This is a genomic window from Aeromicrobium sp. (assembly GCF_049587115.1).
Classification (GTDB): domain Bacteria; phylum Actinomycetota; class Actinomycetes; order Propionibacteriales; family Nocardioidaceae; genus Aeromicrobium.
This window is the reverse complement of sequence record NZ_JBAVDI010000130.1, coordinates 17,190-31,113: the sequence shown is the minus strand read 5'-3', so window position 1 is coordinate 31,113 and position 13,924 is coordinate 17,190. Positions and strand designations below refer to the sequence as shown.

At 65.6% G+C, this 13,924-nt stretch carries 12 protein-coding genes; 4 read left to right on the top strand and 8 right to left on the bottom strand.

What is annotated here, in order from left to right:
• Positions 1 to 82 precede the first annotated feature (82 nt).
• The gene (gene cspE / locus WB461_RS12205; protein ID WP_153653062.1) at positions 83 to 286 is read right to left on the bottom strand and encodes a transcription antiterminator/RNA stability regulator CspE; all 204 of its coding nucleotides are present in this window, start codon (positions 284 to 286) and stop codon (positions 83 to 85) included.
• Between the two features lie 214 nt (positions 287 to 500).
• Entirely contained in the window at positions 501 to 956 is a 456-nt protein-coding gene (locus WB461_RS12200) for a CAP domain-containing protein (protein WP_423852999.1), read from the bottom strand.
• Positions 957 to 1,218: 262 nt separating this feature from the next.
• Between WB461_RS12200 and WB461_RS12195 the strand changes: the two genes are divergently transcribed.
• Positions 1,219 to 3,600: an immune inhibitor A domain-containing protein gene (locus WB461_RS12195; protein ID WP_423852998.1), complete on the top strand. Its 2,382-nt coding sequence runs from the start codon at positions 1,219 to 1,221 to the stop codon at positions 3,598 to 3,600.
• A 103-nt stretch (positions 3,601 to 3,703) separates the two neighbouring features.
• On the opposite strand, the gene WB461_RS12190 is transcribed toward WB461_RS12195, so the two are convergent.
• Positions 3,704 to 4,519, bottom strand: a complete 816-nt coding sequence (locus tag WB461_RS12190; protein WP_423852997.1) for an exodeoxyribonuclease III — start codon at positions 4,517 to 4,519, stop codon at positions 3,704 to 3,706.
• Between the two features lie 45 nt (positions 4,520 to 4,564).
• Positions 4,565 to 4,960, bottom strand: a complete 396-nt coding sequence (locus WB461_RS12185) for a DUF1304 domain-containing protein (RefSeq protein WP_423852996.1) — start codon at positions 4,958 to 4,960, stop codon at positions 4,565 to 4,567.
• Between the two features lie 99 nt (positions 4,961 to 5,059).
• Here WB461_RS12185 and WB461_RS12180 point away from each other — a divergent pair, with 99 nt between their 5' ends.
• A complete protein-coding gene (locus WB461_RS12180) occupies positions 5,060 to 7,495 on the top strand; it encodes a sensor domain-containing protein (protein ID WP_423853001.1) in 2,436 nt (811 codons plus the stop codon).
• Positions 7,496 to 7,514: 19 nt separating this feature from the next.
• On the opposite strand, the gene WB461_RS12175 is transcribed toward WB461_RS12180, so the two are convergent.
• Both WB461_RS12175 and WB461_RS12170 read right to left on the bottom strand, forming a co-directional pair.
• Positions 7,515 to 8,336, bottom strand: a complete 822-nt coding sequence (locus tag WB461_RS12175) for an aldo/keto reductase (protein WP_423852995.1) — start codon at positions 8,334 to 8,336, stop codon at positions 7,515 to 7,517.
• A gap of 52 nt (positions 8,337 to 8,388) precedes the next feature.
• Entirely contained in the window at positions 8,389 to 10,041 is a 1,653-nt protein-coding gene (locus WB461_RS12170; RefSeq protein ID WP_423852994.1) for an FAD-binding dehydrogenase, read from the bottom strand.
• A 157-nt stretch (positions 10,042 to 10,198) separates the two neighbouring features.
• Between WB461_RS12170 and WB461_RS12165 the strand changes: the two genes are divergently transcribed.
• On the top strand, positions 10,199 to 10,648 hold the full coding sequence (locus WB461_RS12165) for a hypothetical protein (protein ID WP_423852993.1): 450 nt from the start codon (positions 10,199 to 10,201) through the stop codon (positions 10,646 to 10,648).
• Between the two features lie 52 nt (positions 10,649 to 10,700).
• Here WB461_RS12165 and WB461_RS12160 read toward each other — a convergent pair whose 3' ends face one another.
• A complete protein-coding gene (locus WB461_RS12160) occupies positions 10,701 to 11,954 on the bottom strand; it encodes a geranylgeranyl reductase family protein (protein WP_423852992.1) in 1,254 nt (417 codons plus the stop codon).
• A 44-nt stretch (positions 11,955 to 11,998) separates the two neighbouring features.
• Between WB461_RS12160 and WB461_RS12155 the strand changes: the two genes are divergently transcribed.
• Positions 11,999 to 12,724 (top strand): queuosine precursor transporter, encoded by a 726-nt coding sequence (locus WB461_RS12155; protein WP_423852991.1) that lies wholly within the window; start codon positions 11,999 to 12,001, stop codon positions 12,722 to 12,724.
• Here WB461_RS12155 and tgt read toward each other — a convergent pair.
• On the bottom strand, positions 12,712 to 13,905 hold the full coding sequence (gene tgt, locus WB461_RS12150) for a tRNA guanosine(34) transglycosylase Tgt (protein WP_423852990.1): 1,194 nt from the start codon (positions 13,903 to 13,905) through the stop codon (positions 12,712 to 12,714). The two genes, WB461_RS12155 and tgt, sit on opposite strands and share 13 nt — an antisense overlap.
• Between the last annotated feature and the right edge of the window lie 19 nt (positions 13,906 to 13,924).

Below are 13,924 nucleotides of genomic sequence, written 5' to 3'. Positions count from 1 at the left end.
CGCATGGGACGAGGGCGGGCACTTCTGATCCAGCAGACGAAAGGCCCCGGAGCTGGTGCTCCGGGGCCTTTCGACGTACTTGCTACAGGGGGCGGATGTTCGCCGCCTGCAGGCCCTTCTGGCCCTGCTCGACGTCGAACTCGACCTTCTGGTTCTCATCCAGCGAGCGGTACCCGCTGGACTGGATTGCGCTGAAGTGCGCGAACACGTCCTCGCTGCCGTCGTCGGGGGCGATGAAACCGAAGCCCTTGTCAGCGTTGAACCACTTGACGGTTCCTGTTGCCATGTCTTCACTCCTCTTGGCGAGATGTCACCCGCGACCTTCGCAGGTGACTGTCGCGACGTACATCCAACCTTCGAGCAGAACTAGACACCCCGGAGAGGAACTCATTCATTCGTACGGCCCAACGTCGTGCAACTGGCGACCAGCCTAGGGCAAGTGCAGGGCCCGAGGGGAAGTCTTTCGGCCAGCCGGATAGACATTTCTCCGGACGATCCGGCTACAGCTTGGTACCGAGTACCTGAGACACCCACCAGACCCCGCGGCTGTCCTGAACGGCCCCGACGCCGACGTACCGCATCTTGGATGCAAGCAGGTTGCGGCGATGAGCGGATGAACGCATCCAGGCGTTGACGGTCGCGGTGCCGGAAGAGTATCCGTAGGCGATGTTCTCGGACACGCCGGTCAGTCCGCAGCCCTTGAGCACGGTTCGCATGCTCTGGTGCTGGAGCTGACGATGCGATGCCATCCACCGAGCCTGGCGCTCGGCGTACAGGTCCACGCACGAGTGCGCCTTGAGCTTGACCCGGTGCGCCTCGACGCGTTTGACGTTCGATCGGCTGATGACCTGGTTCTCGTAGGTCGATGTCGACACTGCGGATGCCGGCGTGAATGTGAACACCAGCGCTGTCATCAGCATCCCGGCGAAGATACGCACGGCTAGGACTCTTTTCATAGGATCTCCCTTCCCGTCGGACACCGTAAAACAATTTCTGGGCCGATGAGAGGAAATTCCAGAATGGCCAGACGCGATGGTCCTGAAGAACTAGATCCGTATAGTCCGATCGGACCAAAGTCAAGACTGTCGTTCATTCTGAAAGTTCCCTAAGTTGACTCTGTTGTGCCCGCATGCCTCACGAGGGTGTGCGCACCAAGCAGCTCAGGGCGACCGCCCGTCTGCTCATCGAAGTACCGAACAAGGGGGAACAGTGAAGCGCGTGACCTCAGGCCTCGTCGGCCTCGCACTCGCGGCATCTCTCGGACTGGCTTACGCCTCTCCGGGCACCGCAGCACCAGCATCATCAGTCAACGGCAGGGACCAGGCAAGCAAGGTCGGGGACGAGCTGCCCAACCCGCTCGAAGACAAGCGTCGCTCGCTGCGCGAGTCGGCCGTGTCCGGAGTTCTCAACGGGGATCTCAAGGCCGAGCGAAAGGGCGGAAGCTCTGTCGTCAAGGTCGGTGAGGGTGCCAGCCCGGCCGACGCTGCACGCAAGGCCAACAACAAGGCCCGCAAGGACGCCAAGGCCAAGGACGCCAAGAACCAGGATCAGTACGTCGAGCTCAGTCAGGAGCGGGACGACAAGATCTTCGTGATTCTTGCCGAGTTCGGCAACGAGCGTCACCCCAGCTACCCCGACGTGGACACCGATCCGGACACACCCGGACCGACTACCTTCGAGGGCCCGCTGCGCAACAAGATCCCCGAGCCGGACCGCTCCGAGGACAACACCACGGTCTGGCAGGCGGACTACGACAGGCAGCACTACCAGGACCTCTACTTCGGCCACGGCGACAATGTCGAGTCGGTGTCGACGTACTACCAGGCCCAGTCGTCAGGCCGTTACTCGGTCGACGGCACGGTCTCGGACTGGGTCAAGGTGCCCTACAACGAGGCACGCTACGGCCGCCGGGACTCCGGCACCTGGTACCTGATCCAGGACGCCATCACGTCGTGGATCGCCCAGCAGCATGCCGCGGGCAAGACAGATGCCGAGGTCAAGACCGCGCTCCAGGCCTACGACCAGTACGACCGTTACGACTACAACGGCAACGGCAACTTCAACGAGCCGGACGGCTACCTCGACCACTTCCAGATCGTCCACGCGGGCGGCGACCAGGCCGACGGCGACCCGCAGCAGGGTGAGGACGCCATCTGGTCTCACCGTTGGTACGCGTTCCTGACCGACGCCGGCATCACCGGTCCGGCGGAGAACCCGTTGGGCGGTACGCAGATCGGTGACACCGGCCTGTGGGTCGGCGACTACACCGTCCAGCCCGAGAACGGCGGCCTGTCGGTCTTCGTCCACGAGTACGGACACGACCTGGGTCTGCCGGATGCGTACGACACCAGCGGTGGCGGCGACAACTCCAACGAGTACTGGACCCTGATGGCGCAGAGTCGCCTGAATGCAAAGGGCGAGGCGCTGGGCACCCGTCCGGGCGACCTCGGCGCGTGGGAGAAGTTGCAGCTGGGCTGGCTCGATCATGACGTGCTCAGCACGCACCAGAAGAAGACCATCGAGATGGGCCCCCAGGAGTACAACACCGAGAAGCCACAGGGCGCGGTCGTGGTGCTGCCGAAGAAGGAAGTCACCAGCGACAACGGCGCACCAGCTTCGGGATCCAAGCAGTTCTTCTCCGGATCCGGTGACGACCTGGCCAACTCGCAGACGACTGACGTCGATCTCACCGGCAAGACCGGGGGCGAGCTGACCGCCAAGGTCCGCTACTCGATCGAGGAAGGGTACGACTACGCGTACATTCAGGCCTCCACCAACGGTGGGTCGAGCTGGACGTCGCTGGCAGGCACGATCAATGGCTCGCCGATCGGCGAAGACACCTCCGGCAACCCGGGGATCGATGGCGACCAGACGTCCTGGGCAGACCTGCTGGTTCCGCTCGGTGCGTACGACGGTCAGAAGATCAAGCTCCGCTTCTACTACAAGACCGACGGTGGTCTTGCGCTACCCGGCCTCTACCTGGACGACATCGCGATCAACGCCGGCAGCGAGACGCTGCTGACTGACGGCGCTGAGGACGGGGGCTCGGCTTGGGCGCTCGACGGTTACTCCATCGTCGGTGCGACCACGACGCAGCAGTTCGACAACTATTACGTCATGGGTCACCGCTCCTACGTTGGCTACGACAAGTACCTGCAGACAGGCCCGTACAACTTCGGCTTCACCAACACCAAGCCGGACTTCGTCGAGCACTACAAGTACGGCCACGGCTTGCTGATCTCGTACTGGGACACCTCGGTGCTGGACAACAACACGTCCCAGCACCCGGGATCGGGCCGCAACCTGCCGATCGACGCCAACCCGACGCCGATCATCAACAGCGCGACCGGTGCACCCTGGCGCGCACGGATCCAGATGTACGATGCGCCGTTCTCACGGCACACGGCCGACTCGATGACGTTGCACACCAGGGGCGTCCCGAGCCACATCAGCGGGCAGGCGGCCCAGCCGCTGTTCGACGACACCGGGAAGTACTGGTTCGCCGAGCTGCCCAACCACGGCGTGAAGCTGCCGGCCGCAGGCGTCACGGTGAAGGTCCTCCAGGAGAAGGGCACCTCGATGAAGGTCGGGATCAACTGACCTGAACCCATGATCGGAGGGGCGCGCATCAGGGGGTGCGCGCCCCTCCTCATGTCCTTGCGGCAGTGAGGCTGGACCTAGGCCGGCTCGGGGCGCAGGTCAGTCACAGGTCGTAGTCGATGACCAGGGGAGCGTGGTCGGACCAGCGCTCGGCCCAGCTCTCGGCACGATCGACCGTGGCCGCCGCGGCCGCTGCGGCCAGCTCCGGTGTGGCGATCTGGTAGTCGATGCGCCAGCCGGTGTCGGTGTCGAAGGCCTGACCACGCATCGACCACCACGTGTAGGGGCCCTCGACCTCGCCGGCAAGCCTGCGGTGGACGTCGACCCAGCCGAGCTCGCCGAAGTACCGGTCGAAGTAGGCGCGCTCCTCAGGGAGGAAGCCGGCCTTCTTCTGGTTGCCCTTCCAGTTCTTGATGTCGAGCTGGGTGTGACCGACGTTGAGATCTCCGGTGACCACACCGTGGTTGCCGGTCGCGCGGATCGCCGCCAGCCGGATCGCCATCTGCTCGAGGAAGCGGTACTTGTCATCCTGGCGGGGCGTGCCTGCCTCGCCGGAATGGACATAGGCGGAGACCGTGGTCAAGGTCGAGCCGTCAGCGAGCGGGAGGTCGGACTCGACCCACCTACCCGAGTCGTCAAAGTAGTCGTCACCGTTGCCGACGCGCACGGCGATGGGCTTGGTCCGGCTGAGCACGGCGACACCGGCGCGGCCCTTCGCGGCGGCCTCGGTGTGGACGACGTGATAGCCCGTGCCGGCAAGGAGGTCCCGCACGATCTCGTCGGGAGCGCGGACCTCCTGAAGCGTGACGACATCGGCGTCCCGGCTGGCGAGCCATTCGCTGAGGCCGGAGGACTGCCCGCGGGTCTTGTTGTGGGCGGCCCGGATGCCGTTGACATTGACCGTGGCGATTCGAAGCACGACCTCACCCTAACCAGCGAGGATGACGCTTTCGATGCCCCGTCGTCAGCTGGCTGCGGCGAGGCTCGCAACGATGGCGGCCAGTGCGGGAAGCCCCTGGATCGAGGCGGCACGGGCGAACGGTCGGCCCCCACTGGCCACCAGCACGACCGCTGCCGCGAGCATGCTGGCACAGGCGAACACGATCAATGTCCATCCGATCGAGTCATGCGTGTTGGACGCCGCAACCATGATGATGCCGGTGAACGTGCCCAGTGCCAGGAACAGGTTGTAGAAGCCCTGGTTGAACGCCAAGGGTGCCGTGGTGTCGGCATCGGCCTGTGACGCCACCCCGAAGGTCTTCCACGCCGCGGGCTTGCGCCAGTCAAGTGACTCCAGCTTGAAGAACAGGACATGGAGCAGGCCGGCGATGGCGGCAAGAATCAGCGCAAGTGCGGTCATGGACCGAGACTAGTGCTCGTGGAGTGCTCAGTGGTGAACCCACGCTGACCTAGGCTCAGCCCCAGAGGAGACGCTCGATTCGAGGAGGCGCGGTTGACTGTGGCGCTCGAGCACCCCCGCGACGACGGCGCGATGCTGCGGCAGATCATCGAGGCGACCCCGAACGCGATGGTGATGGTGGACGTCCACGGGAGGATCACGCTGGTCAACACGCAGACCGAGATCCTGTTCGGGCACAGTCGCGAGGACCTGATGACGATGCATGTCGAGCGGTTGATTCCGGAGCGCTTCCGCGGCAAGCACAACGCGGAGCGTGCCGCGTTCTTCCAGCACCCGGACACCCGAGCCATGGCTGCGGACCGTGACCTGTTCGGCCTGCGCAAGGATGGACATGAATTTCCGATGGAGATCGGTCTGAGCCCGGTCCACATCGATGACAGCATCCAGATGCTCGCCTCCATCAACGACGTCACGGAGCGAAAACGGGCCAAGGAGCGACTCAACCAGGTCGTCGAGGCGGCTCCGAACGCGATGATCATGGTGAATGCTGTCGGCGGCATCGTGCTGGTCAATTCGCAGACCGAGAGGTCGTTCGGCTACGACCGCGACGAGCTCCTGGCCATGAACATCGACAATCTGATCCCGGAGCGATTCCGCATGGGGCACGACGGCTATCGCAATGCCTTCTTCCGCCGCCCCGACCGCAGGGAGATGGGCGCGGGACGCGACCTGTTCGGCCGCCGCAAGGACGGTACCGAGATCCCGATCGAGATCGGCCTGACCCCGATCGAGATCCTGAACGAGCAGCATGTGCTCGCGTCGGTCATCGACATCACCGGACGGCTGGAGATGCATGCGATCGAGAGTGCCAAGCGCGCTGATCTTCTCCGCCGGTCGATCCTGGACAGCCTGCCCTTCAGCATCATCGCTTCGGACCCCGACGGCACGATCGTCACGTCCAACCCTGCCGCGGAACGATTGCTGGGCTTCGACCGGGACGAGCTCATCGGCTCACCGATCGACGTGCTGCGCGGCTCCCCGAGCTCCGGGCCAGCGTTGCTGGGCAGCCGATCGGATCTCGTCGACGAGCGTGAGGTGGACTACCGCCGCAAGGACGGCTCCACGATCCCGGTCAACGAGGCCAGCGCGCTGATCATGAGCGAGGACGGAGAGATCAGCGGAGTGCTTTCGGTGGCGTACGACATCACGCAGCGCCGGGAGGCCGAGGCATTCATCCGGCACATGGCCCACTTCGATTTTCTGACCGACCTGCCCAATCGAACCAAGCTCTTCGAGCGGCTCGATGCGGACCTGCGGGCGGCCCGGCGCAGCGGACGCAGCGTGGCCGTCGCGCTGGTCGACCTCGACCACTTCAAACGGTTCAACGACTCCCTCGGACACCACGTGGGCGACGACCTGCTGGTCCAGATGGCGAACCGGTTGCGTTCTCAGGTCCGGGCTGGCGACATGGTGGCCCGCCTCGGCGGCGACGAGTTCGTGCTGGTGCTGACCGCTGTCGACGGACCAGAAGAGCTCGAGGATCGGATCACGGAGATGCTGGCGGGCATCCCCGAGCCGTTCGTGTGCAACGGACATGAGCTGATCGTGACGGCGAGCATCGGCATTGCGCTGTTCCCCGATGGTGGCCAGGACGCGATCACCTTGCTCAAGCACGCCGACACCGCGATGTACCACGCGAAGTCCGCTGGCCGGAACTCGTTCCGGTGGTTCGAGGTCTCGATGCTCGACGAGACCAAGGACAAGCTCGAGATGGCTTCTGCGCTGCGATACGCCCTGGCCCGTGACGAGATCTCGGTGGCGTACCAGATGCAGGTGTGCCTGACGACCGGCGATGTCGTCGGCGTGGAGGCGTTGGCGAGGTGGCGGACCGCGGCGGACGACGAGATCTCACCGGATCGATTCATCCCCGTGGCGGAGGACAACGGCCTCATCATCCAGCTCGGTGAGAGAGTGCTGCGCCAGGCCTGCGCCGACATCATCACGATGTCGGCCGAGCTCGGGGTCGATCTCAAGGTGGCAGTGAACGTGTCACCGCGACAGTTCCATGACAAGGGCTGGCTGGAGTTGCTGCAACGAGCTCTGGCGGATTCTGGTCTGCCGGCCGATCGCCTGGAGCTGGAGATCACCGAGAACATCTTCATCGAGGACCCACGTCAGGTCGTCGAGGTGCTGCACACGGTTCGCAAGCTGGGGGTCGCGATCGTCGTCGACGACTTTGGCACCGGGTTCTCAAGTTTGTCCTACCTGACCCGGTTCCCGATCGACAAGATCAAGATCGATCGGTCGTTCATCTCCAACGTTGCGGTCGGCGCTGCCGACGCGGCGATCGTGGACACCATCATCGTGATGGCCCACACCCTGGGGATGACCGTTGTCGGGGAGGGTGTCGAGACCGAGCCGCAGGAGGCCTACCTGCGCGAGCGTGGCTGTGATGAAGTGCAGGGCTTCCGCTACAGCCGGGCCGTGCCCGCGGACGGATTCTTCGATGCCGTCAGTCGGCTCCAGCTCACCTGAATCGACGGCGGGTCGTCGCTCAGAACTCCTCGTGCGTGCGCGGGTCGCCGCCGATCCGCTCTCCGGTCTCGAGGTCCGCAACGCGTGCGAGGTCCTCCGGATCGAGCTCGAACGAGAAGATGTCGAGGTTGCTGCGAAAACGCTCGGGCGTCGCAGATTTGGGGATTGGGGCCGCACCGATCTGTGTGTGCCACCGCAGCACGACCTGCGCCGCGGTGACGCCGTGCCGGGCGCCGATCTCGGCCAGCGCGGGTTGGTCCAGAAGATCAGTCTTGCGGCCCAGCGGTGTCCAGCTCTGAGTGGTGATGCCATGGCGCTGATCGGCGGCGCGCTGCTCGGCCTGCTGGAAGTACGGATGCAGCTCGACCTGGTTGACCGCGGGCGCCACCCCGGTCGCGGCGACCAGGCGGTCGAGGTGGTCGGGCAGGAAGTTGGATACGCCGACCGACGTGGCGAGCCCCTCGTCGCGCAGCGCGATCATTGCCTGCCAGGTCTCGACGTACCTGTCGATGCGGGGGAGTGGCCAATGGATCAGGTAGAGGTCGACATGGTCCAGGCCCAGCCGACCGAGCGAGGCGGTCAGCTCCCGCCGAGGTCCAGCGGATCCGTGCGCGTCACCGGGCAGCTTGGTCGTGACGAACAGCTCCTCGCGGGACACCGGTGAGGCGGCGATGCCCTGACCCACCTCCTGCTCGTTCTCGTAGCGGGTGGCGGTGTCGAGCAGTCGGTAGCCAGCGTCGATTGCCTGGACGAAGATCTCCGGATCGTGAATCGAGTACGTGCCGAATCCCAGTAGCGGCATGCGGCATCCGTCGTTGAGATCCGTCAGCGGTGCGGTCATGTCTCTCACCGTACGGGCGCTGTCTCAGTGCGCAAGAGGTGAGGAGCGGGCCCTAGCGCACTTGACGAGCGACCGCCCGTCCTGCGGCGCGCCCGCTGAACAGGCAGCCGCCGAGGAAGGTCCCTTCGAGGCTGTTGTACCCGTGCATGCCTCCGCCGCCGAAGCCGGCCACCTCGCCGGCTGCGTAGAGTCCTGAGACCGGCTGTCCATCGGCACCGAGCACCTGGGAGTCGAGATCGGTCTCGAGGCCGCCCAGGGACTTTCGGGTCAGCACGTGCAGGCGTACAGCGATCAACGGGCCCTTCTTCGGGTCGAGGATCTTGTGTGGTGTCGCGACCCGGACGAGTCGGTCTCCACGGTAGGCCCGCGCTTGCCGCATGGCGGCAATCTGCAGATCCTTGGTGAAGTCGTTGTCGAGCTCGCGGTCACGCTCCTCGATCTGGCGGCGCACGTCGGCGAGCTCGACGGGGGAGTCGGGGGTCAGGGCATTCATGCCCGCCACGAGCTGGTCGATCGTGTCGGCCACGATGAAGTCCTCACCCTTGCTCTTGAATGCCTCGACCGGGCCCGTGGCGCCCTTCGACAGGCGCTGTCTCAGCAGCTCGCGAATGCTGCGACCCGTGAGATCGGGGTTCTGCTCCTGACCGGAGAGGGCGAATTCCTTCTCGATGATGGCCTGGTCCAGGACGAACCAGGAGTGGTCGTGGCCGCTCTGGCGCAGCAGCTTGAGCGTGCCGAGCGTGTCGAATCCGGGCAGGCCAGGGACGGGCAGACGCTTGCCGGCGCCGTCGAGCCAGATCGACGAGGGTCCGGGAAGGATTCGGATGCCGTGCATGGGCCAGATCGGGTCCCAGTTCTTGATCCCCTCGACGTAGTGCCACATGCGGTCACGGTTGATGTGGTTGGCCCCAGCCCGCTCCGCGATGCCGAGCATGCGGCCATCCACGTGCGCGGGGACGCCGGAGATCATCTGGGTCGGCGGAGTTCCCAGGCGTGCGGGCCAGTTCGCCCGGACGAGGTCGTGATTGCCACCGATTCCCCCCGACGTCACGATGACGGCCTGCGCAGACAGCTCGAATTCGCCGATGGCGACGCGCGATGTTGGTGCGGCGCGCTCGGCATCGGTCGGCTCCAGCACGTGCCCCCGCACCCCGCTGACGGCACCGCTGTCGAGGACCAGCTCGTCGACACGGTGGCGGAAGGCGAATGTCACCTGCCCCAGTGCATGGCCTCGGCGCACGATCTTCTCGAACGGCTCGACGATTCCCGGCCCGGTGCCCCAGGTGATGTGGAAGCGGGGGACAGAGTTGCCGTGGCCACCGGCCAGGCCGCCACCGCGTTCCGCCCAGCCGACCACCGGGAAGACGCTGTGTCCGCGCGTTCTGAGCCACGAGCGCTTCTCGCCCGCCGCGAAGTTGACGTAGGCCTCGGCCCACTGGCGTGGCCAGTGGTCCTCGTCGCGATCGAACTGCGCGCTGCCCATCCAGTCCTGCATCGCGAGCTCGACGGAGTCCTTGATCCCCATGCGGCGTTGCTGGGGTGAGTCGACGAGGAACAGACCGCCGAACGACCAGAACGCCTGTCCGCCGATGCCCTGCTCGCCTTCCTGGTCGACCAGGACCACCGAGCGGCCCGCCTCGACGAGCTCTGCGGTGGCGACCAGGCCGGCGAGCCCCGCTCCGACAACGACGACATCTGCATCCATGCCGCTGATTGTGTCGCACGCAGAGCGTGACCGGGTGGAGCGGCTGGTCGACACCGGCGCCGAACGACACGATGGGAGCTCGAGACGCTGAGTTCTTCCAGAAAACATCCTCGGAGCGCTACATTCGGTCTACACAACCTCGTTGGGAGATCACATCATGGCTGCTGATTTCAAGGCTCTGAGCAAGAACCAGCAAGGCGCGCTGATCGCTGGTGGAGTGTCCATCATCCTGTCGTTCTTCCCGCGGTTCGTCGCCGTGGACCTTGGTCCGCTCGGCAGCAACGGCATCAGTGCGTGGCACAGCTACGGCGTCCTCGCCATGTTTCTGATCCTCGCTGCCACAGCGATCGTCGCGGTCAGGGCTTTCGCCACGGGCTCATTGCCCGACGGGCCCCCATGGAGCCTGATCACCCTGGCCCTGGCCGGCCTCGGCACGGTGCTGCTGATCCTGCGGTCGTTCACCTACGGCTACTCGAACCCGGGTTGGTCGGGCTATCTGCTGTTCATCTCGACGCTCGCATTGACGTACTTCGCCTATCTCCTGTTCAAGGAGTCCGGCGAGAAGATGCCGGAGGTCAACAAGAAGGGCACGCCGCCGGCTGCTTGATTCGCTGACGACGCGAGGGCCCGGCTTCGGCCGGGCTTTTCGCTTTCTGGGGTCAGGAGGTGAATGGGGGACGATCGTCCAGACGTACGGACTGGCGCCCTGCCCAGCGCCACAGGCGGGCGGTCATGTCACGGTCCTCGTCGGTGACGAAGTTGCCCATGACCCGCAGTGCAAACGTCATCAGGCGGTGCGATCGCATCCCGATGGGTCCGGCGGCCGGCAGCAGACGGGGAATCGTGATGAGACCTGCGAGGCGGCGGGCGATCGAGAAGGCCTCGCCGTAGTGGGTCGTGAGCAGAGCCGGCCAGGCGTCCTGCAGGTCGGTCTGGGCGCGCATCAGCTCGGCACCCTCCCGTCCGGTCTCGAGCCCGTAGTCGATGCCTTCGCCGTTGAGCGGGTTGACGCAGCCGGCAGCGTCTCCGACGAGGATCCAGTTGGGCCCCGCGACGCCGGAGACAGCGCCTCCCATCGGCAGCAGCGCGCTGGTCGGTAGCCGGAGCTCGCCGGTCAGATCCCACTCCTCGCGACGCAGCGTTGCGTAGTACTCCATCAGCGGGCGGATCTGGAGATCCGCCGGTCGCTTGGCAGTGGCCAGGGCGCCGACGCCGAGATTCACCTCCCCGTCGCTGAGCGGAAAGATCCAGCCGTAGCCGGGAAGCAGCTCATCGTCCTCGCCGCGCAGCTCCAGGTGCGAGGAGATCCAGGGATCGTCGCTACGGCCGGACTTGACGTACGAGCGTCCGGCCACGCCGTAGGCCGTGTCTCGGTGCCACTCGCGTCCCAGAACCCGGCCCAAGGACGATCGCACGCCGTCGGCGACGATGAGCCGGTCGCAGTGAATGGTGTGCGGCTTGCGGTCCTTGCCCAGGACGAACGTCACGGCCGTGACTCGACCGCTGGCGTCTCGGACGGCATCGACCGCGCGGGCGCCCTCGAACGGCCTCGCTCCTGATTCGATCGCCACCCGGAAGATCTTGTCGTCGAGCTCGGTGCGGGGGACGGCCGAGCCCCAGTCCGGAAGCGATCCGCCCGGCCAGGGCAGCAGCAGCTCCTGCCCGAATCCGGCGGCCCGCAGCCCACGATTCGTGCCATGACCGCGAACCCATTCCTCCAAGCCGAGGTGCGACAGCTCGGCGATCGCGCGCGGCGTGAGTCCGTCCCCGCAGGTCTTGTCGCGGGGGAAGGTGGCAGCGTCGGCCAGCACGGTCTCCATCCCGAAGCGCGCGGTCCAGGCGGCGGCCGCTGCTCCGGCGGGACCTGCGCCGACCACGAGCACATCGGTACGGGTCGGCAGCTCGTCGGTCATACGTCGATTCTCCTACAGGGGTGGGCGGCTGGCAGAATGCGGTCATGACTTCGTCGGCCACCGCGGCCCAGCCGGACCGCGAGATTCATTACGCCTCACGGGGCTCGTCGTACTTCGACGTGATCCTCGCCCTGTTCTGTGTCGTGCTGGTGGTCTCCAACATCGCGGCGACCAAGGGCACGCAGTTCTTTTCCGGCGACCTGACCCTCGGTCCGATCACGATCCTGCCGATCTACTCCGACGGCGGTGCGATCCTGTTCCCGCTGGCGTACATCCTTGGCGACGTCATCTCGGAGGTCTACGGCTTCCGCGCTGCGCGCCGGGCGATCCTCGTCGGCTTCGGCACGGCGCTGTTGGCTTTTGCGACCTTCCTCATCGCGATGAAGTTGCCTGCTGCCAGCTTCTATGAAAACCAGGAGGCGTTCGAGAGCGTCGTGTGGTCGGGCGTGCGCATCGTTGCGGCATCGATGATTGCCTACCTGACCGGACAGTTCCTCAACTCGTACGTGTTGGTGCGGATGAAGGCGCGCTCCTCGGAGCCGGGACTGTGGCGCCGCCTGATCGGCTCGACCGGGGTCGGCGAGGCGGCCGACACCTTCATCTTCTGCGCCATCGCGGCCGGGGCGATCGGCATCACCGAGCCCGGGCAGTTCGTGAACTATTTCGTCGTCGGATTCGTGTTCAAGGTCGCCGTCGAGATCGTCGTCAGTCCAGCGACGATGCTGGTCATTGGCTGGCTCAAGTCGCGTGAGCCGTCCTACTGGGCGTAGAACCGGCCCAGGAAGTCGGCCTTGAAGTCCACGAACGTCCCGGACTCGATGTGCGTTCGCATGTCGTCGACCAGTCGTACCGTGAATCGCTCGTTGTGAATCGTCGCGAGCGTCGCGGCGATGTACTCCTTGGTCTTGAACATGTGGTGCAGGTACGCCTTGGAGTAGTGCGCGCACGTGTAGCAGTCGCACTCGGCGTCGATCGGGCCGAAGTCCCGGCGTGAGGCGGCGACGTTGAGGTTGTAGCGGCCCGTCATGGCGTAGACCCGCGAGGACCGGGCTACCCGTGAGGGCGAGACGCAGTCGAACGTGTCGCAGCCGTTCTCGACCGCGGTGAACAGATCGTCCGGCTCGCTGATGCCGAGCAGGTGCCGGGGCTTGTCGTGGGGGAGCTCCTCATTGACCCACCGGACGATGGACCCGAGATTCTCCTTCTCGATCGCGCCGCCCACACCGAATCCATCGAAGTCGAGCCTGACCAGGTCTCGGGCCGCACGGCGCCGCAGGTCCTCGTGCTGCGCGCCCTGCACGACGCCGAACAGCGCCTGCGCTGGTTTGTCGGTTCGTTCGGCTGACAACCGCTGGTGCTCCACGACACAGCGCTCAGCCCAAGCCTGCGTACGTGCCAGGGACTTCTCCTGGTAGCCCCGGGAGTTCATCAGCGTCGTCAGCTCGTCGAACGCGAACATGATGTCGGCCCCGAGCTGGTGCTGGATCTGCATCGACACCTCGGGCGTGAACCGGTGCCGGCTGCCGTCGAGATGGGACTTGAAGGTCACGCCGTCGTCGTCGACGAGCGCCAGTCGTTCCTTGCCCTCGGCGATGACATCATCGGCCTGGTGGCTGTGTGAGTCCATCGAGAGTGTCTTCTTGAACCCCGCGCCGAGCGAGAGCACCTGGAACCCGCCTGAGTCCGTGAACGTGGGGCCGGGCCAGTTCATGAACCTGCCGAGCCCGCCGGCCTCGTCGACGATGTCCGCGCCGGGCTGGAGGTACAGGTGGTAGGCGTTGGCCAGCACCGCCTGGGCGCCGAGAGCTGCCATCGACTCGGGCAACACCGCCTTGACGGTGGCGCGGGTGCCGACCGGGATGAAGGCGGGCGTCCGGATCTCGCCATGGGGGGTCGTGATCGTGCCGGTACGTCCGAGCGCGTGCGGGAGGTCCTGCTCGACGGTGAACACGCCCGCCATCTAATCAGGC

Excerpts from the sequence above, each read along its gene's own strand:
- WB461_RS12185 (WP_423852996.1), bottom strand. The coding sequence starts at position 4,960 with ATGACCGCACTTGCGCTGATTCTTGCCGCCATCGCCGGCCTGCTCCAT.
- WB461_RS12170 (WP_423852994.1), bottom strand. The coding sequence starts at position 10,041 with ATGGATGCAGATGTCGTCGTTGTCGGAGCGGGGCTCGCCGGCCTGGTC.
- WB461_RS12155 (WP_423852991.1), top strand. The coding sequence starts at position 11,999 with ATGACTTCGTCGGCCACCGCGGCCCAGCCGGACCGCGAGATTCATTAC.
- WB461_RS12175 (WP_423852995.1), bottom strand. The coding sequence starts at position 8,336 with ATGACCGCACCGCTGACGGATCTCAACGACGGATGCCGCATGCCGCTA.
- WB461_RS12165 (WP_423852993.1), top strand. The coding sequence starts at position 10,199 with ATGGCTGCTGATTTCAAGGCTCTGAGCAAGAACCAGCAAGGCGCGCTG.
- cspE (WP_153653062.1), bottom strand. The coding sequence starts at position 286 with ATGGCAACAGGAACCGTCAAGTGGTTCAACGCTGACAAGGGCTTCGGT.
- WB461_RS12160 (WP_423852992.1), bottom strand. The coding sequence starts at position 11,954 with ATGACCGACGAGCTGCCGACCCGTACCGATGTGCTCGTGGTCGGCGCA.
- WB461_RS12200 (WP_423852999.1), bottom strand. The coding sequence starts at position 956 with ATGAAAAGAGTCCTAGCCGTGCGTATCTTCGCCGGGATGCTGATGACA.